18 protein-coding genes are annotated in these 19,044 nt (G+C 28.3%); 3 read left to right on the plus strand and 15 right to left on the minus strand.

Translation table 11 applies throughout. From position 1 onward, the window contains the following. Positions 1-39: 39 nt before the first annotated feature. Complete coding sequence (locus B3B03_RS08460) at positions 40-414, minus strand: YkvA family protein (RefSeq protein WP_346876993.1); 375 nt, start codon at positions 412-414, stop codon at positions 40-42. 310 nt (positions 415-724) lie between these two features. Here B3B03_RS08460 and B3B03_RS08465 point away from each other — a divergent pair, with 310 nt between their 5' ends. Next, positions 725-1,465, plus strand: a complete 741-nt coding sequence (locus B3B03_RS08465; protein ID WP_346876994.1) for an acyl-[acyl-carrier-protein] thioesterase — start codon at positions 725-727, stop codon at positions 1,463-1,465. 61 nt (positions 1,466-1,526) lie between these two features. Here B3B03_RS08465 and B3B03_RS08470 read toward each other — a convergent pair whose 3' ends face one another. The 3 genes from B3B03_RS08470 to B3B03_RS08480 all read right to left on the minus strand — a co-directional run bounded on the left by B3B03_RS08470 (position 1,527) and on the right by B3B03_RS08480 (position 5,023). After that, positions 1,527-2,483, minus strand: a complete 957-nt coding sequence (locus B3B03_RS08470) for a patatin-like phospholipase family protein (protein WP_346876995.1) — start codon at positions 2,481-2,483, stop codon at positions 1,527-1,529. A gap of 142 nt (positions 2,484-2,625) precedes the next feature. Continuing rightward, complete coding sequence (locus tag B3B03_RS08475; RefSeq protein ID WP_346876996.1) at positions 2,626-4,032, minus strand: MATE family efflux transporter; 1,407 nt, start codon at positions 4,030-4,032, stop codon at positions 2,626-2,628. Between the two features lie 85 nt (positions 4,033-4,117). Then, entirely contained in the window at positions 4,118-5,023 is a 906-nt protein-coding gene (locus B3B03_RS08480) for a putative ABC transporter permease (RefSeq protein WP_346846474.1), read from the minus strand. Positions 5,024-5,414: 391 nt separating this feature from the next. Here B3B03_RS08480 and B3B03_RS08485 point away from each other — a divergent pair, with 391 nt between their 5' ends. Next, positions 5,415-5,954, plus strand: coding sequence for a carbonic anhydrase (locus B3B03_RS08485; protein WP_150844529.1), 540 nt, complete (start codon positions 5,415-5,417; stop codon positions 5,952-5,954). Positions 5,955-6,022: 68 nt separating this feature from the next. On the opposite strand, the gene B3B03_RS08490 is transcribed toward B3B03_RS08485, so the two are convergent. From B3B03_RS08490 to B3B03_RS08510, 5 genes are all read right to left on the minus strand, one after another. Then, a complete protein-coding gene (locus B3B03_RS08490) occupies positions 6,023-7,009 on the minus strand; it encodes a permease prefix domain 1-containing protein (RefSeq protein ID WP_346876997.1) in 987 nt (328 codons plus the stop codon). Then, complete coding sequence (locus B3B03_RS08495; RefSeq protein ID WP_150844531.1) at positions 6,996-7,340, minus strand: YjcQ family protein; 345 nt, start codon at positions 7,338-7,340, stop codon at positions 6,996-6,998. The genes B3B03_RS08490 and B3B03_RS08495 overlap by 14 nt, the downstream gene beginning before the upstream one ends. A gap of 245 nt (positions 7,341-7,585) precedes the next feature. Further along, positions 7,586-8,920, minus strand: coding sequence for an MATE family efflux transporter (locus B3B03_RS08500; RefSeq protein ID WP_346846472.1), 1,335 nt, complete (start codon positions 8,918-8,920; stop codon positions 7,586-7,588). Between the two features lie 105 nt (positions 8,921-9,025). Continuing rightward, a complete protein-coding gene (locus B3B03_RS08505; RefSeq protein ID WP_346846471.1) occupies positions 9,026-9,844 on the minus strand; it encodes a MerR family transcriptional regulator in 819 nt (272 codons plus the stop codon). 205 nt (positions 9,845-10,049) lie between these two features. Beyond that, positions 10,050-10,904 (minus strand): SDR family oxidoreductase, encoded by an 855-nt coding sequence (locus B3B03_RS08510; protein WP_346846470.1) that lies wholly within the window; start codon positions 10,902-10,904, stop codon positions 10,050-10,052. 304 nt (positions 10,905-11,208) lie between these two features. Between B3B03_RS08510 and B3B03_RS08515 the strand changes: the two genes are divergently transcribed. Further along, positions 11,209-11,892, plus strand: a complete 684-nt coding sequence (locus B3B03_RS08515; protein ID WP_346846469.1) for a Bax inhibitor-1/YccA family protein — start codon at positions 11,209-11,211, stop codon at positions 11,890-11,892. A gap of 23 nt (positions 11,893-11,915) precedes the next feature. On the opposite strand, the gene B3B03_RS08520 is transcribed toward B3B03_RS08515, so the two are convergent. The 6 genes from B3B03_RS08520 to B3B03_RS08545 all read right to left on the minus strand — a co-directional run bounded on the left by B3B03_RS08520 (position 11,916) and on the right by B3B03_RS08545 (position 19,041). After that, a complete protein-coding gene (locus B3B03_RS08520; protein WP_346846468.1) occupies positions 11,916-12,344 on the minus strand; it encodes a hemerythrin family protein in 429 nt (142 codons plus the stop codon). A gap of 115 nt (positions 12,345-12,459) precedes the next feature. Next, a complete protein-coding gene (locus B3B03_RS08525) occupies positions 12,460-12,606 on the minus strand; it encodes a hypothetical protein (RefSeq protein WP_346846467.1) in 147 nt (48 codons plus the stop codon). Between the two features lie 34 nt (positions 12,607-12,640). After that, complete coding sequence (locus tag B3B03_RS08530) at positions 12,641-13,330, minus strand: hypothetical protein (RefSeq protein WP_346846466.1); 690 nt, start codon at positions 13,328-13,330, stop codon at positions 12,641-12,643. 4 nt (positions 13,331-13,334) lie between these two features. Continuing rightward, a complete protein-coding gene (locus B3B03_RS08535; protein ID WP_346876998.1) occupies positions 13,335-13,784 on the minus strand; it encodes a hypothetical protein in 450 nt (149 codons plus the stop codon). A gap of 4 nt (positions 13,785-13,788) precedes the next feature. Next, positions 13,789-17,421, minus strand: coding sequence for an AAA family ATPase (locus B3B03_RS08540; protein ID WP_346876999.1), 3,633 nt, complete (start codon positions 17,419-17,421; stop codon positions 13,789-13,791). A gap of 555 nt (positions 17,422-17,976) precedes the next feature. Then, positions 17,977-19,041, minus strand: a complete 1,065-nt coding sequence (locus B3B03_RS08545; RefSeq protein WP_346877000.1) for a glycosyl hydrolase family 18 protein — start codon at positions 19,039-19,041, stop codon at positions 17,977-17,979. Positions 19,042-19,044: the final 3 nt, after the last annotated feature.

Consider the following 19,044-nt stretch of genomic DNA (forward strand, 5'->3'; position numbering starts at 1 on the left):
TACCTATATCTTCCTTAATAAAAATCGATTTTTATATTTCTATGGCAAACTTTTATTTATTATAACTAATGCTATTAATATCCATATTGATATAATAATTCCACTGGCTACATAATTTTTAGGTTTTCCTTCCTTAAAAATATTTTCTGCTTCAAGTCTGCAACTTTCTATAACTTCTTTTGGAATGAGCTTTAAGGACAGCCAAATCAGAACAGGTAATAAGATAGCATCATCCAAAAATCCCAAAATAGGTATAAAGTCCGGTATTAAATCTACTGGACTAAACGCATAGCCTATAGTTATTGCAACTACTACCTTTGCATACCATGGTGTGCTTCTTTTTTTATATACAAGATACAAGGTATCTATATGTGCTTTTAACTTTTTTGCCCAATACTTTATCTTTTCTATCATACTATTTACCCTCATCCACTTATTTAAATTATCAATACATAATTCTATACTATCAAATCTACTATATAAATAGTTTATTTTATAAACTGTTTATATACAACAGTTACTTTACATAGTTGAATTTTATTTTTATACTTATCTAAACATATTTGCGTAATTCATTTTAATTTACATATACTTTATTAAATAGTTTGAAAAATTTATTATATTTACAGATTAGTTTAATTATAAATGCAAAATAAGCCCTAACTTTGTGGTAAAATATTCTTATGCCTTAGTAACATTTATTATTACCGTAGGAGGTATTAGCATGAGTTTAATAACTAGTAAAAGTTATAATGTACACTATTATGAAGTGGATGCCAAGAAAAGAGCTTTAATTTCCACTATTATGAATTATCTTATGGACATATGCTCTGTACAATCTGATAGCCGTGGTGTTGGTGTAGAGTACCTAATGACAAATAATAAAGGATGGATATTAACACAGTGGAATATAAAAATAAATAGGTACCCTTTGTATGATGAGAACTTAAAAGTATCTACGAGAGCAAATTCTTTCTATAAATATTACGCATATAGAACAAATTATATTGAAGATAGTTTAGGTAACTTAATAGTGGATGGACGGTCTATATGGCTCTTAGTTGATTCAACTAAAAGACGACCTGTAAAGGTAAGCGATGATATGTATGCCGCATACAATATATCCAAGGATGAAAATGAACGCTTTATTCATTCCTCATTGAAACCTTTAGATAGTTGGGACACTGAAAAGGCCTTTGATATAAGATATAGTGATATAGACACTAATCAACATGTTAATAATGTAAAATATGTAAGTTGGATAATTGAATCTATACCATTGGATATTGCTTTAAATTATGAAATGCGTGAGATTACAGTAGTATATAAAAAAGAAACCTATTATGGTCATAGAATAAAAGTTCATACCAAAATTGAAAAATCACAAACTGGATATATATGTACTCATGATATCATAAATGAAGATGGAGAAGAATTGACCTTAGCTACTACCTATTGGGAATAAAATATAACTTTAAAATGGTATCATAGCTTCCAATATATATGGAAATCTATGATACCACTTTTTAAAAGAAATGATTATTACTTAGTAATTCTTTGTTATATTCCTCATGCTTTTCAATTAACTTCCCTAGCGATTTTCCCTTCATCATGTCTATTATCATAGGGGATAAAATTGAAAGCCCATCTCGATATCCCAGGTCAATATGTTGATTTAATGTACTTTGTCTTATATTAACTGTACCTATACCACTTACTGCTTCTAAATGCATAGAAGGATATATTTCAATAATATTGCAGTCTTCAAATCCTGTTCTATCTAATTGATGCTTATAAGATAAATGTACAACTATGATAACATCACAATTATGATTTTTAAGAGGAGCTATTGGTACATTATCTGCATTTTGATAATCATATTTAGGACTATTTATACCCCCATCTGAATATCTATACTCATTTATATTTATAGGCTTAAAAATAAATGGTACTGCACAGGACGCAAGTACAATGTCTATAAGTTTCTCATTGTCATAATCATTTAATCTAAAATACTCAGGTGTTTTCAGGTCTATATTATATGCACACGCATAGAGAGTTTTTCTTGACTCTTTAATTACTTTTAAATCAACATACTCCTCAATAAACTTACGTATGCCACTTTGAGAAAGCAAACCTATATCACTTACACTAAGCAGTTCATTAAATTTTTGTTCCTTACCTATATTCTTAGCTTTTTTTATTAACTGAGAAATCTTTAAATCTCTTGCCAGACTTTCATGATTAATAAATCTAGAATAAGTTAGACTTGACCAACTCTTGTCCATTATACTATTATCATTCATAGATAATAAAAGTCCATTTATTGTGCCAATTGACGTTCCTGATACAACGGAAACTCTTCTTATTATGTCTAACTCCCAAAGTGCCTTAAATACCCCTGCCTCATAGGCACCTTTTGCACCTCCACCGGCTAATACTAGTCCAATATTCAAATCAAATAATTTTTTTATTTCATCCATGCTTTCCCTCTTAACTTATAATTTATTCATTACTACACTATACTCTAATCATATAAAACCTAAAGTAAATTAAATAAAATATTATCCATACTAAGGCTTTATAAGTATCTATTTAAGATACCTTTATAATGTATATGTATATCTACCTTATTTTTATATATTTCCATTTTCCTGTTCTAAATCTCATGTAAACAAAAAACCATCTTACAAATTGATCCATGAATACAGCCATCCATGCTCCTGCTAATCCATATCCAAATATATTTACAAGCAAGTGAGCTAAAACAACTCTTATTAATAATACCCCAACAAAGGTAGCAACTAGTGGCCAGAAGGTGTCCCCTGCACCTCTTAAAGCTCCTGCTAATATTAGTTGTGATGATTGAAATGGTTGAACTAATGCTATTATTTTTAAAGCTATAGATGCATTTTGTATAATCCTTGGATCTTTTGAATATAAACCTACAATCTGCGGACCAAAAAAAAAGAAAATTATAGCCATAAAAGTGGATATCAAGGAACCAATCTTTCTGGTTTCCTTGGCATAACTCTCCGCCTTTGAAAGCTCTTTAGCCCCTATGCTTCTACCTACCAGGGATGAAGCTGCAATTCCAAAAGCTTGTCCTGGTTGAAAAGAAAGACTTAATATATTTAATGATATTTGATGTGATGCATACACTACAGTTCCTAGTCCTGCAACTATTCTTACAAACATAAGTACTCCAGCTCTTAAAACTAACTGCTCAAGGGATGCAGGTACACCTATCTTTACTAGATTATAAATAATATTTTTATCAATTTTAAATGATTTTTTAATATCTAATTTAATTATGCTTTTACCTTTTATAATATACCTAAATAAAAATACACTTGCTATTACATTAGATATAGCCGTAGATATTCCAGCTCCTGTAACACCAAGCTTAGGAAGTCCAAAAAGACCATATATAAGAACTGCATTCCCAATAACATTAAAAAAGTTAGCTCTTAAATTTATCTTCATAGGTGTTTTTGTTTCTCCAATACCTCTAAGTGCTGCAGATATTGACATATTAAAAGATTGAAATATAAATCCAACCATAATAATTTTAAAATAGCTTCCACCTACTTGTAACGTATCATTTGCTGCCCCCATAAATTTCATAATTGGTCCAGTAAAAATTATTCCTAATACCGATATAGGTATAGCTAACATTATCAAACTCAATAGTATTACATGCTTTAAAGTAGTTTCTATTTTATCTGTTCTTTTTGATCCAAGGTATCTAGCAATCATTGCTGTTCCACCAACATTTAAAGCTTGCACAAGAGACAATCCTATAAATAATGGCTGATTTGTCATACCTACAGCAGATACAGAAGCTGCAGCCAATGAATTATCGCCCATTCTTCCAAGCATCATCATATCTACCATTCCAAAAAGGGAACCCATAAGAAGTTCTAACAGAACAGGCCACGCAATGTTGATAACATCATTTCTTGTAGAATTTTTCGACCACATAAATATTCTAGTCTTTTTTCCATCTCCATTTTCCTTTGAAGCAAACATTATCATTCTCCTTTACAAGTTAATTTAAAGACAATACTTCTAATACTATATACACTCTTTTTATACAAATTAATGTTTTATAACTTTAAAAATTATTACTTCTTTTAAAAACCTTTTTTATAAATTTCAATATTTTTTTAAAATAATCTTCATTTTCAATGTCCTTTATAGCCTTTCGTAATTCATGTAAAGCTTCATTATATCTTTGAGATTTTAATCTAGGAAAGGCACATATTAATCTCCGCTCCACATACTTAGTTTCCATTAAGAGAGACTTATACTTTTTACGAAGGGATATTTCTACTTTATCTATAGATATATTTTCTTTAAATTCAGTTAAATTTTCCTTTAATTCCTTTAGGTTATTTAATTTGCTATCTGTTATTACACGTAGGTTTTCTAATTTTCTTACTATACCCTCTTCATATAATTTAATCCATATTTCTTCTTTAACATAATGAATTTCTTCTAACTTACGATTAAGATTTACTATGGAATTTATAGATATGAATAAATCTACTAGAACAGATATTAAAATACAAATAGATAATAAGTATACTATTGTTATTGGAATTCTAGTCATAATATTCTCTGTGAAAGGATGTATTATCTCAATTAGTACAACACATAGAAACCCAAACAAAAAAGAGTTTCTCAAACAAACTCTTCCTCTAATATTAAATTTGTAATCAGAATAATCCCACCATCTCATTTTAAATAATTTTTCCATAATAAAACTAGTTATATACTCTATAATAGTTGTATAGATCATACCAAAAATAAATACTATAACTACATTATCACTATATTGATTTAGCAATAATAAAACAAAAAGTGCTCCAAAACCATATATAGGACACAATGGCCCATTTAAAAAACCTCTTTCTACAAAATAGCCATCAAGAACAGAGCAATATATTGTTTCTACTATCCATCCTAACAAACTGTAGATTATCCAATACATAAATAAAACAGAAAGTTTATCTACCATAGCATCAACTCCCCCAACACCTAAAGTCAAATATATAACTTTATTTCCTTTAGATAGTAAATTAACAAATTATCATAATAATTATTATACTCTGAATAATATTATATCATATAAGAATACTCTTGTTAATCTATTCCATTACATCATATTCACTAGTAATTATTATAAATAATTTATATATTTCTATAATTAACCAATCATTATATTATTTTCAAGTTCATTTTAAATTTATTTTTTATATTATGAAAAAAATTAGAAATTCCTTGTATTTAGTTCACATTTAAAATAAAATCTATTTATTAAGTGATAATTAAGTATTTGTATAACACTATTAAGATATTTAAAATTTACTTTTTACACTTGATAATACTTATATTGAGGAAGTGAAAACATGATAGATGAAATTTTGAAATACAATAAGGAATTTGTAGAAAATAAAAAATATGAAAGATATATTACAAGTAAATATCCAGATAAAAAAATAGCCATAGTTACATGTATGGATACTAGGCTAACGGAACTTCTTCCCGCTGCCCTTGGATTTAAAAATGGTGATGTAAAAATTATCAAAAATGCTGGTGGTTCAATATCTCATCCCTTTGGAAGTGTAGCTCGTAGCTTACTAGTAGCTATATATGATTTAGGGGTTGAAGAAATTTTTGTAATTGGTCATACAGACTGTGGAGCACAACACATGAATAGTAAAAAGATTATTGAAAAAATGAAACTTAGAAACATTACTGAAGATCAAATTAATTTGGTTAAATACTTCGGAGTTGACTTTGATTCATGGTTAAGTGGATTTGATAATGTTAATACTTCAGTAGCTGAAACAGTAGATATCATTACAAAACATCCTCTAATACCAAAAGATATTAACGTCTATGGTTTTATTATGGATTCCACCACTGGAGAGTTAGCTCCAGTATAAATAAAAATCTTTGCTAAAAGTATAATAGCTAGTCAAACTTTAAGTTTATGACTAGCTATTATACTAAATTATCTTTTATTGTTACGCTTTATTAAGGCATATAATCCACTAAAAGCTCCAAATAGTATTCCAGTAATAGGGAATATAATCCAACAAATATGCCATCCATTAAATCCTAAACCCCAAATCAAAAATATTGCTGTGGCAATAGGCCATACAACTGATGCAACATCACCTATAGCTGTATTATTTTCCTTACATTTTGATGAATATTCTTCAATTTGTAAAAGTGCATTATAGCTATTATTTATATTTCCTACTCTTACAAATATAAAAACTGCAATAGCTACCATTATTAATAATACGATTGCTCCATAATTAGATAATATGTCATTATCATACCCTCCAATTGCTGATATACCAATTAACGCAACAGGTGACAGTACACAAAGTGTAACTCCAATTATATTTAATTTAGTAAAATTGGATGAGAATTCTTCTTTTTTAATTTTTACTCTTTGCTGCACATGTAGTGGACATATGAAATCATCTTCTAAATACTTATACTTGTCAAGTTGAGTACCAGCATAGATAAATAGCCCCACAGCAATAGCTATAAGAATAAATAATGGGATAACACTGAGTCCTTCTAAAGTTTCCACATTAATTTCTGTACCAAATACTCCACCTATTATAATATTATGAGTAAACATTAGTATTGCTGGTGCTAATATACATAACATAACACCAACAGCAATAAGCTTTCCATATTTAACTTTATCCCTCATGTAATTTTCTGCTTCTTTCATGGTAATAGTTGGAATATTATCTAATTGCTTTCTATTTTCAATTCCCAACTCCTTTATTAACTCATCAATGTTCCCAAACTCAGAAATTACAATTCCGATAGCTTCATTTTCAGTTTTTCCACTTTCTTTAAGTTCCCAATATTTTTCTTCCATATTAGAAAGCAACTCATCTTTTAATTTTATAATTTCTGCTGATTTTGGTAAACTTGAAAAAATATTTTCTAAATAATTTCTAATGGTCTCCATACTTATCCATCTCCTTTATAAATTTACTCATTACTTCTTTAATAACCTTCCATTCTTCACACTTTTCTTTGTAGTAATCCAGTCCTTTTTGTGTGATTCTATAGTAAGTTCTTCTCTTTCCAAAGGTCTCATCTCCATAAAAAGATTCTATATAACCGTTGTTTTCCAGCCTTGTAAAGGCAGAATATAATGTTGTTTCCTTTATAATATATTTTTCCTCTGATAGTTTTTTTATAGTTTTAGATATCTCATATCCATAGGACTCCCTATCTAGGAGAGTGAAAAGAATTATAGTATCATTATATCCTCTAATAACATCACTACTTATCAAATGTTATCCTCCTTTCTCCACCTACTACTTACTATTTCATATATAACTATATCTTTAGTGTATATTATGCAATTACTCTGCCTATCGTACTTTATCTGTCGTAGTAATTATAATATATCACAATTACTACGACATGTGAAGTAGTTTTTCCATTTTTTTAATTTTCATCTATATATTTATATAAAAATACAGCATATAAATGTGCATAGAAGCAAATTTATATGCTGTAACTTTATTCATTAATTTTATGCCTTAGACTTTAAGTAATTCATATTATATTTAACTATAAATATACCAATGATTAAAGTAATAAATTCTGCAACTGGTATAGTGGACCATAATCCATTTATACCGAATACTTTCGGAAGAATAGATAGATTAATTAATACTAATGCAAAACTCTTTATAATAGACATGGTATTTGATATCTTAGCATGACTAATTGCTTGGAAAAATGATATATTAACCATATTAATTCCAATAAATATAAATGCTACGAAATATATTCTCATACCTCTAGCTGTAATTTCAATAAGCTTTAAGTCTGAATTATTAAAAAAGCTAATTACTTCTTTTGTAAAGATATTTCCTACTAAGAAAAATACTATTCCAAAGGCAATTGCAATGTATATGGCTGCTTTTCTAGTTTTAATTACTCTATCATAATGTTCAGCTCCAAAATTAACACTTACTATTGGCTGAATAGCTTGGCTTATTCCAGATAATATTGCAACTCCAATTAAAGCAATATTACTAATAATACTATACGCAGCTACTCCAATCTCGCCTATCATATCTATTAAAATATAATTAAATAGTATTATAACAATAGCTCCAGATACCTCAATGAATGAGCTTGATATCCCTACCTTAAATATATTTGTAATATATGGAATTTTAATTGAGTTATAGTTGAATCTAAGATGTCCAGATTTTTTAATAAATTTAGTAGCTATAATTATTAAAGTTACCATTGGTGCTATAGCCGTTGCTATGGCAGCACCTCTCATACCCATGTCAAGTACAAAAATAAATACATAGTCAAAAACCACATTAAACATGTTACCAGTAATTCCGGCAACCATAGAAAGCTTTGGAGCACCATCATTTCTTATAAATGCCTGTAAAACGCCTGATAATATAAAATTTATACCTGATAATAATATTATTTTTAGATATTCATCAGAAAGCCCTAATATTTGTTGTGAGGCTCCAAACATTATAGCTATATTTTTTGAAAAAATATAACCAAAAATAGAAATGCTTAACCCTATTATAATTGCTATAAAAATTGATGTATTAAAGACCTGATTTGCTTTTTCATTGTTCTTTTTACCCATATTAATAGAGTATAAGGTAGCACCTCCCATTCCTATTAAAAGGGATAGGGCATTATATACATTATATATAGGTATAGCTATTCCTAAAGCCGAAAGGCCCTCTTTTCCAACTCCTTGACTTATAAATATGGTATCACAAAGAATATTTACTGACGTTGCTAGCATAGCTAATATGCTAGGAAACAAAAATTTTATCAATAATTTCTTTAATCTCATTTCTGTTAATTCTACAAAGTTCATAATATCACCTACTTAAAATAATTTATTTGATGTGTAATCAATCTAGCACTCTTATCTCTCACAAGTTTATATTCTAAACCTTATAGTAACTATAATGTCAATCATTTATTTTAAAGGAATTTGTATTTCTGTTAAATACTCTTCTTCCTTTGAAGAAAAAGCAGAATCAGTTATGGTAAGAACTATGCCATCTCCAACACTCTCTAGTCCATTTATATCCATAAAATTTATAAGCTTATTAAAGTAACTTTCTGCATAATCATAGAGGCCTCTATAAATTATCCTTGCATATCTTCCTTTATGCAAAGTTTTTATATTTTTATGGTTGAAAATCCCATGATCAAAAATTAAAGCAATATCTCTGAAGGTAGTATACTTTTTACTTAAAATATCTTCTTGTGAGATAAAAGCTCCTATTCTTCCATCAAATAAACAAAGATTATCTCCCAATCTATTACTTAATTCTTTTATACCATATTCTACACTATATATATCTGTTCTATCATTTAAAGAAATATATATTATATCTCTATCCTCTAAATCAACTATTTCACATTCTTCAAGTCTAGCTTCTTCTATACTTTCTTCCAAAAACTCAAGTTTTTTAGAGATACTTTTTTTATATCTTTCTAAAAGTTCAATTTCCTTATCTATGTCCTTCTCTTTCTTATTAAGGAGATCAATTAGTATTTTAAGATTTCTATTTGAAAAATACTTTTTTATATCCTTAAGGGGCATTCCCAGCTTTTTTAAAAATAAAATAGAATCAAGCTGAGCAAACTGTTCAATATCATAATATCTATATCCATTCTCCTCATCTTTATGTCTAGGCTTAAGTAATCCAATAGAATCATAGTACCTTAGTGTCTGAGTTGATATATTGTGAATCTTAGCCATTTCTCCTATAAGTATCTTTTTATCCATTTCATCCTCCATAAAACTATATTATTGGATATAAAACTTTTTCTATAAAAATATATAAATAGTTCTCTATATAACTATTTATATATTTAACTAGTTGTTGTAGTCGTGCAGATTTGAGGGATTTATATATCTTCATCCCATTGTACCTAACTTTTTACAGTGTACATTACTTCTATAGCACAAATTTGTAACCTGTTCTTTATTATTATATTTTAAAGGAAAAATCTCTTATACATTTTTTAATTGCTTCTTCTGATGATAAAAAATGTATATCATATTTCTTAATTTTTTCATTAGCTATTCTTATATCTCTATGTCTATCACTATTTTTAACCAAAAGTTCCTCAATTCTATTAGTTAAGTTCAATTCATTAAATACAATTTTAGCAATGTCATAAGCACCTAAATCATTTTCACTACCGGCATTATATATTCCTTCAGGTAATTTGAGTATCTTATCAAAAGCTTCTATTAAATCATAGACATAAGTTATCCCCCTATAGTCATACTCTGGAAATTCTACTTTTTTATTTTCCATAGCACCTTTTATAATATTCCAAATTAGATTAGATTTTATTTTCTTATTTTTTTCTGGCAAACTAAAAAGCCATGTGATTCTTAAAATAACTGCATCATCTAGTAACCCTAATATTTTTTTCTCAGCTTCTATTTTATGAGCAGCATATACTGTTTTAGGAATTAAAATACTATCCTCATTGTGTGGACCTAAGGAGTTATTATTGCTATATACCTGATCTGAGCTAAAATATATCAATTTACTATTAGAATTTTTACATCCCTTTGCTACATTTATGGTTCCTCTCACATTTATATCATAGGATAACTCTGGATTTCTTTCACAAGTTCCAGTATCTGATATCGCAGCAGAGTGTATTACATAATCTGGTTTGTTATTTTCTATAGTTTTAATAGTTTTCTCTTCATTAGTTATATCTAGTTCCGTTCTTCCAAATTCTATAATATTATACTTATCCCTATAGTATTCTATAAACCTTGAAGCAAAAAATCCCTCTGATCCTGTAATTAATATTTTATCCATTTTTATCCCCCATTTAATCCAAATAACATTCATATGTTGATAATTGCAATTTAATATTTCCATGATTTTACACTTATTTAATATCCTAAACAATTTTTAAATTAATATAAATATTATATCATTTCATTGAAATTGTATCCAAGTTTATTCCATTTCTTCATGTTTTACTTATAACACCTCTATAATTGCTTTAAAATACATTAATAGTTCCTGAATTTTTTCTTTTAATGTATATAATCTGTTTATTAATTCTTAATATATTGTATAATATTACATATATTATGTTTATCGAAGGAGTGATATTATGAATGAAATTTCATATAGTAAGAGCCAAAATAATTTTATAAATAAGACCTTATTATATATGGCCATCGGACTAATAATTACCTTTGCTGTAGGTTATTTTATTTCCACTAATGTTTCTATGATGATGTTAATCTATAGTAACTCAGCTTTCGTAATAGGTATTATTGTTGTGGAATTAGCTTTAGTAGTTTTACTTAGCAGAAAGATTAATAAACTTTCTGTTCAAGCTGCTTTTGCCATGTTTATAACCTATTCTATAGTAAACGGATTTACTTTTGGGGCAATATTTACTATCTACAGTCTCGAGTCCATCATAAGTATTTTTGTAGTAACTTCTGCCATGTTTTTTTGTTGTAGCATGATAGGTATGACCTCCAAAAAGGACTTATCAATGGTAGGTAGAATTGCTATAATGGGGGTTGTTGGAATATTAGTTACTAGCTTATTCAATCTCTTTGTAGGTTCTGATGAGTTATCTATGTTTGTTAATTATATTGGTATTGCAGTTTTCTGTGCATTAACAGCTTATGATATGCAAAAGGTTAAATTAATACATGAACAAAATTACGGTTATGATGCCACTACCACAAATAAGTTTGCTATAATTGCTGCTTTAGAATTATATTTAGATTTTATTAACTTATTTATATACTTAATACGTATTTTAGGTAAAAAGAAATAAATTTTAAGAGTCCAACTTACATTCTAAATGTAGGTTGGACTCTTTAATATTTCTTCTGCCATTGCTTTATCTTCTATCATCATGTGCTGAAAAATCCAGTCTTGTAGAGAATCCTTAATTTTCTTTAATTCTTCACAAGGCTTTTTCTTTAATACTGATAGCTCAATATTCATAATCACTTTTTTTAATTCCTTATGGGATTTTATATGTTCTTCATAATTAGAGTAATTAGCTTTTTTCATTATTTTTTCTTCTTCATAAAAGCTATAAGAAATATATTCTCTAAGCTCACATATTATATCAAGAAGAATTTTAGTATCTACAGTAGCACATTTTGTTATCAATAATTGTTCTATATTACGAGCAATTCTAAAAAGTTCTTTATGCTGTTCATCAATTCTCCCAATATTGGTATTTAAATCATCTTGCCAGTCAAATTTAAAGTCAAACATTTTATATACCTTCTTTTTCTTTTATAGATATATATTATTTTATTATAAAAGAAACACTTTAACAACGCAAATAATTTCTTATATAGGGAAAACATGTAATTATAATTCATAAAATTTAAAATAAATATAATATAACACTGATAACTATATATAAATAAGCAGTGATGTAAATTATTCCATGGTTATAGTGAGAGCTAGGTTGACTACTAAATGTAATTGCATTTTTCTTCTCTTTAGGAAGATTTAAAAATTTATTATTCAAAAAGCTCCCCCTTCATTGACCGTACCGGTTAATTTTATTCTTTAATTAATGTATAAGTATTTAATTCACCTTCAGGGGTACCATTAAAATAGCTAGTTCCATTAATATCATATCTAATTGCATAGGTTATACCACCTCCGCCGTCTCTTATTCCTTTTATTTGAACTTTCCCTACTGCTGGTACAATAATTTCTTTTGGTTTGTGTTTAATCATAAATGCTTCCCCTAATGGAGCATCATCTACAAGTACTTGTACATAGTCACCATCCTCACCAGCGTAATCCCAAACCCAAATTTTAGTATCATTTGCATTAGATTTATGTGTAATAGTATAATCCTGTGCTTGAGTATTTTCATCCTTTGATAAGAGAATAGTTCCTGCTGAAATAGCTGTAGATACTCTATTTTTAAGGGCATTTTTAGCTGATTCTGAAGTATCTATTTTTGATACTCCTTCAAAAATAAGAAAACATATTCCAAAAGAAATACATATCAATCCAAAAATCTTTAATGGCTTATCTTTTCTTTTTTGCTCAATTTTTTTATTAAATTCATCATTATTTTCTTCAATTACATTTGTTTTTCTACATTCAATATCATCCTGAGCCTCACTATACTGATTATCAGGAATGTTTAATTGTTCTCTTGTATTCTCATTTGTATTTATAAAATTTTTCTTAATCTTATCATTACCCTTTTTTAAACTATTTTGTTTATTACTCATAAATTTACCTCTCATTAATGATTTTTGCTGGCTTTATCTTAAAATAAATGCACATTGCTAATCTACAAATAACAACCTGTAATATCATCAAAATAAAAAATACAGTATGACGAGTATTATTTTGTGTTTGATAACCAAAATTTAATATTATAAGTCCAATACCAAGAATTATTAGATTAACATAGAATATTTTTACAAATGAATACAACCATGGTAATACTCTATACATCTTCCTTAGTGGTGGTATAAGAAGAGATACTCCAGTAAAAAGCCCACACATACCTATAAATAAACCTGCTGTATTTTGACCAGCAAATCCTGAACTTCTAACTGTACTAACATCCGTTATAAAAAATAGTGGCATAAGAATTAACATTAGCAAAACTAAGCACATAGGAAAAATAAAATAAATAGCAGCAATTATATATCCTAGTAAATTTTTTAATTTTTTCATCTCATTACAACCTTTCTATATCCGTATCAACTATAGTAGTTAAATCTTCTTTTGTTAAATCCATATCTGTACTTAATCGCATTGCTTGATTATTCACTGCTTTTTCATACAAGTTACGTACATAGCGTCCATTTCCAAACTGTGCTTCAAGTCTTACTATGTCAAGTATATCTTTAAGTTTATCTTTAGCTAATGAATCAATTTCATATCCTTTACTCTTAAACAACATTCCAGATATCTCTATAAGCTCTTCTGTAGAGTAATCTTCAAATTTTATTATATTAGGGAATCTTGATTTTAATCCAGCATTTACATCAAGAAATTCATCCATGTCATCACTATATCCTGCTAATATGATAACTATTCTATCCCTATAATCATCCATTAGTTTTACTAATGTATCTATTGCTTCTTTTCCAAAATCATTAGTTCCACCCTGTGAAAGTGAATAAGCTTCGTCAATGAACAGTACACCATCTATAGCTTCCATAACTTTTTCCTTAGTTTTTATTGCTGTTTGTCCAACATATCCTGCAACAAGTCCAGACCTATCTGTTTCTATTAACTTATTTGTTTTAATGACACCTATATTATATAAAACATCTGCTACTGTTCTTGCAACCATTGTTTTTCCTGTTCCAGGGTTCCCCTTGAATATCATATGCAACGTCTGCGTATTATCTGCTACAAGCCCAAGTTTTTTGCGTTCTCTTTGTACTCTAAGTCTTGCATTTAAACTACGTATATACTCCTTAACTTCTTCAAGTCCTATAATTTTAGATAATTCACTTTCTAAATCAAAGTTAACTATTGATTTATCTTTAGGTTGTATATCGTCACTTATAATCATATTCATTTCATTTACAGGTATATCATTCATTGCAATTCTTGCTGATTGCTTTCTCATTATATCCTCAATATAATTTCTTACCATACGTCCATTGCCAGAATGTTCATTGGACTGTTTCTGCAATAGAATAACTTCCTCCTTAAGGACTTCACCAGCTCCTTCTCCTAGCCTAAAACCTGTATCTTTAATCATCTTTAAAGCTATTCCAAATAGCTCATCTGCTGAATAATCTGGAAAATTTATATTAAGTGGAAATCTAGATTGAAGCCCAGAGTTAGTTTTTAAAAACTCTTCCATCTCTTTCCTATATCCAGCTAGAATAATAATTATTTCCCCTCTATAATCCTCTATAAGTTTAACGAGAGTATCTATTGCTTCTTTTCCAAAGCCGCCATTATCATTTGCTAATGCATAGGCCTCATCTATAAATAAAATACCTCCTAAAGAAGATCTAAATACCTCTTCAGTTTTCTTAGATGTTTGTCCTGCATATTCTGCCACTAATCCACTACGATCAGTTTCTATTAAATGTCCTGATTTTAACAAGCCCATCTCTTTAAACATATCTGCAATAAGTCTTGCTATTGTTGTCTTTCCAGTACCCGGATTCCCGCTAAAAATCATGTTCAAAGCTTGTGATGTATCTACAATCATTCCTGCTTTTCTACGTTTTTCTTGTGCGATTAATAATTTATATTGAGTTCTCACAAACTCTTTAACATTCTCAAGTCCAATAATCTTAGAAAGACTTTCCTCTAAATTAAACTTACCTACTTCTTCAAATTTAAAATCTTCGTAACATAATAAGTTCATTGGTGCATTAGAATCTACTATCAATCTCTTAGATTGATTAAGTATAGCCTTTTCTATTATATTTCTAGCAAGACGACCATTTCCGCTATCATTTCTGCCCTTAATTTGATTTTTTTCAAATAGTTTTATGAGTTGCTCTTTACAATCCTCAGAAACCTTATATCCTTTAGATTTTGCTGTAATAAATGAAATTTCATACATTTCTTCTGGTTTATAGTCTTCAAAATTAATTATGTTTGGAAAGCGTGATTTTAAACCTGAATTAGTTTTCAAAAAATCTTCCATTTCTTCTTTATATCCAGCCAAGATAACAACTAAATCATCCCTGTTGTCCTCAATTCCTTTAACTAATGTATCTATGGCTTCAAGTCCAAAGGTATCATGCTTATCTCTACAAAGAGCATATGCTTCATCAATAAATAGAACTCCTCCCAAAGAAGATTTTATAATATCATTGGTTAATTTTGCTGTCTGCCCAACATATTGACCTACAAGATCAGCTCTAGTAACTTCTCTTAATTGACCTTGTGATAATATTCCAAGAGCTTTTAGATATTTAGCAACTATCCGTGCAATTGTGGTTTTACCTGTTCCAGGGTTTCCTGTAAATATCATGTGCATTGAAATATTAGTAGCCTTAAATCCAGCATTTTCTCGTAACTTTTGAATTTTTAAATTATCTTCAAGTTCCAAAATATACTGCTTTACAGATTCAATCCCTACTATACTTTCTAATTCTTTTTTAACATCATCAATACCCGATACATTCTTTTGAGGCAGAATATCAATTAGCCTTATAAACTTATCATCAATTTGCATCATTAATTCACCATTAACTGATAAAAATACATTATTATCTTCAATAGTATTTTTTAATTTAAATTCTGCTAATGGCTTATATATATTAGAATCAACAAAATCTCTCATACTACTTATTCCAAATGCAACTTTGTAATTTGATATAATCAACTCAGAAATAGCATCTTCACAGTTTATATTCATTGAAAGATTTTTACTGCATTTTATCTTTAAATCTTCAATTAGTATCAATGATATCTTTTTAAGTTCCTCATAATTAAAATTCTTAGTATAAAGTATATCTCCTATACAATTCATAAATTTTGTTCCAAAAATATTCAACATATCATTTTCTGATTTCTCTGATACAAAAACAAAATACTTATTATTTGAACTTATCTCACTTATTGAATTTTGTAAAAGCATTCCATTTGATTCAACAAGATTGTTATTTTGAAATACATATCTTGAACTAAGGGTATATTTACCAGTGATTGTTAATGATTCTATTACATCAATAATACTAGAATGACACTTATCACAATTATCAAACATTACAATATCAGATTCTCCATATAAACATTTATATAAGTCAGATAAAAATACTTCATAATCCGAAGTTGTAGCATACAAAGAGAGGTCTATTTTTAAAATATTATTACTATTAATAATTCTCCTCTGTTTAAGAATATCTGCAATACAAGATATGCTACTATGTTTTCCTGTGCTTTTATTTCCAAGAATAATAATAGCATTCTTAGGTTTTAAGTTGTCATATCCTGTTATAAATGGACGCTTAAATGCAGTACAGAGATTATCCAGATAATCTGTTTGTCCTACAACTAAGGTTCCAATTTCTTCTCTAATACTACTAAATACATCTACTATATCATCAGTCTTCACCTTAGAAGTGTCCTTGTGTTGATATGTTGCTACATTTCCACTCTGTGATTCATCTAATTTATTAACTAGATTCTGTTTAGTAGTTTTGTTCATCTCTCTGAAATTATTTTTAGAATAAGTATTACCCTCACTATTTACATGCTCCATATTTTGAATTTTCTTTTCCTTATTACTTTTATTTGGCATTGCTATAAATCCGTGTTCCTTTACAGTTTCAACTATCTGTAACTCTGGAAAAAGAAACCTGATTATATCTTTTCTGTTGAATTTCATTTCTTTATACCCCCATATTTACTTTTTATAGTCTTTAAATATCTAGTTTTAAAACTTTATGCTCTATCTTTTAAAATTTAATTGCATATGTTCACAAAGAGTATAGCTTTTCTCAATACTGAAAATATATTGTTGCAGCATACTGCTTTACTAATATACTTTCATAAAATTAACACACTATTTTAATCCTATATAATTATATGAACCACATTAATTATAGTTTCTAAAAATATCCTTTGTCAAATAAATATAAATTAGGTTATCCACCTTACACTTACAAAAAATATTTGGCATCTGAAAATAAATAATAAGTCAAAGATGGGAAGTATATTTTGAGTTAGGCAAGGAAACAGGTTCCGCAGATAGTAGCACTATCTAAGGGTTCTGTTGACGCAGTATAACACAAAATAGACGAGCATTCTGACTTATTTATTTTTTGAAGATGCCTTATATAAAAAAAGTGATATCCATTCAAATTTATTATCTGTAAGAATATCACTCTTTTTATATATGAAATTTCTATATAGTATTACTTTGAAAAGTCTATATTATAAACTAATGAAATGCATTTCCACCAAGTCTCCAAAGACTGATACCATAGCCCTTTTCCTTTATAACTTGCATCCATGAGTTTAATGTATTTTTATCTGCATACCACACTTCATGTTCAATCCCATCCTCATCAGTGTACTTGAACACTATGCATTGGCTTTTATTGTCTCTTTCCTCTTTTGCACTATATTCTTTTACTAAATCTTTAGCTTCTACTTCAGATAAGGAAGTTACCTTTCCATCTGAAGCCCAATTAAATCCACCTGTAGCAATGGCAAAATTTTTACTTCCTGGTACTCTTTCCATCTTATCCATCAATTCTTTTATGAACTGAGGATTTGCTTTTTCTCCCGGTTCACTAAACCCTCCATGTAGGTTGTAACACATCATAACATAGGTCGGACCCTCTATAAACTCTAGAGCATCAAAAGGGATATTAGGTTCTAATATGACTCTCAACTTTAACCCAACTCCATTACATTCACCATATAGCTCCTTAATAAACAATAAGTAATTATTCCATAATTCCATATCATCCTTAATTTGTTCATAGTCAATTTCTATTCCATTAAAACCATACTGAGATGCTAAACTTATTATATCCTTAACATGTTTACTTCTTAAGATAGAATCTGTGAGCAATGTCTTTAAAAGATCCTTATCCTTTAGTGATGAAGTTCCATCACTATTTATTTTATCATTAACAATAGTAAGATATTTAGTATAGTCCTCATCCTTTGTTCTATTATAGTAATCTACTAATTGCTGTGGCATTATCAGTTTATTGTTGGAATCAAAATAAGCTGCAAAATATGAAACTTCCTTTAATTGCTTATCTAAAGACTTAATCTCTCCTTGAACATCTAAATCCCAATAAGTGACCCATGCTGATAAGTTATCTATATTTTCATCAAATATCTTTTTATCCTCAATTGCAGCCGTTTCTCCAACCTGTACTTTACTGCTATTTTCCAGGGGATTTTTTTCTTTTGAACAACCATATAGAAATATACTTATTATTAAAGTCAAAGTAATAATAATCCAAGTATTCTTTGCTCTTTTACTCATTTA

The sequence above is a fragment of the Clostridium sp. UBA5712 genome (assembly GCF_002419845.1).
In the GTDB taxonomy this organism is placed as follows: domain Bacteria; phylum Bacillota; class Clostridia; order Clostridiales; family Clostridiaceae; genus Clostridium_J; species Clostridium_J sulfidigenes.

Bases quoted from the DNA above. Each gene is read 5' to 3' on its own strand.
- B3B03_RS08480 (WP_346846474.1), bottom strand. From the start codon at position 5,023: ATGGTAGATAAACTTTCTGTTTTATTTATGTATTGGATAATCTACAGT.
- B3B03_RS08510 (WP_346846470.1), bottom strand. From the start codon at position 10,904: ATGGATAAAATATTAATTACAGGATCAGAGGGATTTTTTGCTTCAAGG.
- B3B03_RS08535 (WP_346876998.1), bottom strand. From the start codon at position 13,784: ATGAAAAAATTAAAAAATTTACTAGGATATATAATTGCTGCTATTTAT.
- B3B03_RS08540 (WP_346876999.1), bottom strand. From the start codon at position 17,421: ATGAAATTCAACAGAAAAGATATAATCAGGTTTCTTTTTCCAGAGTTA.
- B3B03_RS08460 (WP_346876993.1), bottom strand. From the start codon at position 414: ATGATAGAAAAGATAAAGTATTGGGCAAAAAAGTTAAAAGCACATATA.
- B3B03_RS08490 (WP_346876997.1), bottom strand. From the start codon at position 7,009: ATGGAGACCATTAGAAATTATTTAGAAAATATTTTTTCAAGTTTACCA.
- B3B03_RS08545 (WP_346877000.1), bottom strand. From the start codon at position 19,041: ATGAGTAAAAGAGCAAAGAATACTTGGATTATTATTACTTTGACTTTA.
- B3B03_RS08515 (WP_346846469.1), top strand. From the start codon at position 11,209: ATGAATGAAATTTCATATAGTAAGAGCCAAAATAATTTTATAAATAAG.
- B3B03_RS08505 (WP_346846471.1), bottom strand. From the start codon at position 9,844: ATGGATAAAAAGATACTTATAGGAGAAATGGCTAAGATTCACAATATA.
- B3B03_RS08520 (WP_346846468.1), bottom strand. From the start codon at position 12,344: ATGTTTGACTTTAAATTTGACTGGCAAGATGATTTAAATACCAATATT.
- B3B03_RS08465 (WP_346876994.1), top strand. From the start codon at position 725: ATGAGTTTAATAACTAGTAAAAGTTATAATGTACACTATTATGAAGTG.
- B3B03_RS08485 (WP_150844529.1), top strand. From the start codon at position 5,415: ATGATAGATGAAATTTTGAAATACAATAAGGAATTTGTAGAAAATAAA.
- B3B03_RS08475 (WP_346876996.1), bottom strand. From the start codon at position 4,032: ATGTTTGCTTCAAAGGAAAATGGAGATGGAAAAAAGACTAGAATATTT.
- B3B03_RS08530 (WP_346846466.1), bottom strand. From the start codon at position 13,330: ATGAGTAATAAACAAAATAGTTTAAAAAAGGGTAATGATAAGATTAAG.
- B3B03_RS08470 (WP_346876995.1), bottom strand. From the start codon at position 2,483: ATGGATGAAATAAAAAAATTATTTGATTTGAATATTGGACTAGTATTA.
- B3B03_RS08500 (WP_346846472.1), bottom strand. From the start codon at position 8,920: ATGAACTTTGTAGAATTAACAGAAATGAGATTAAAGAAATTATTGATA.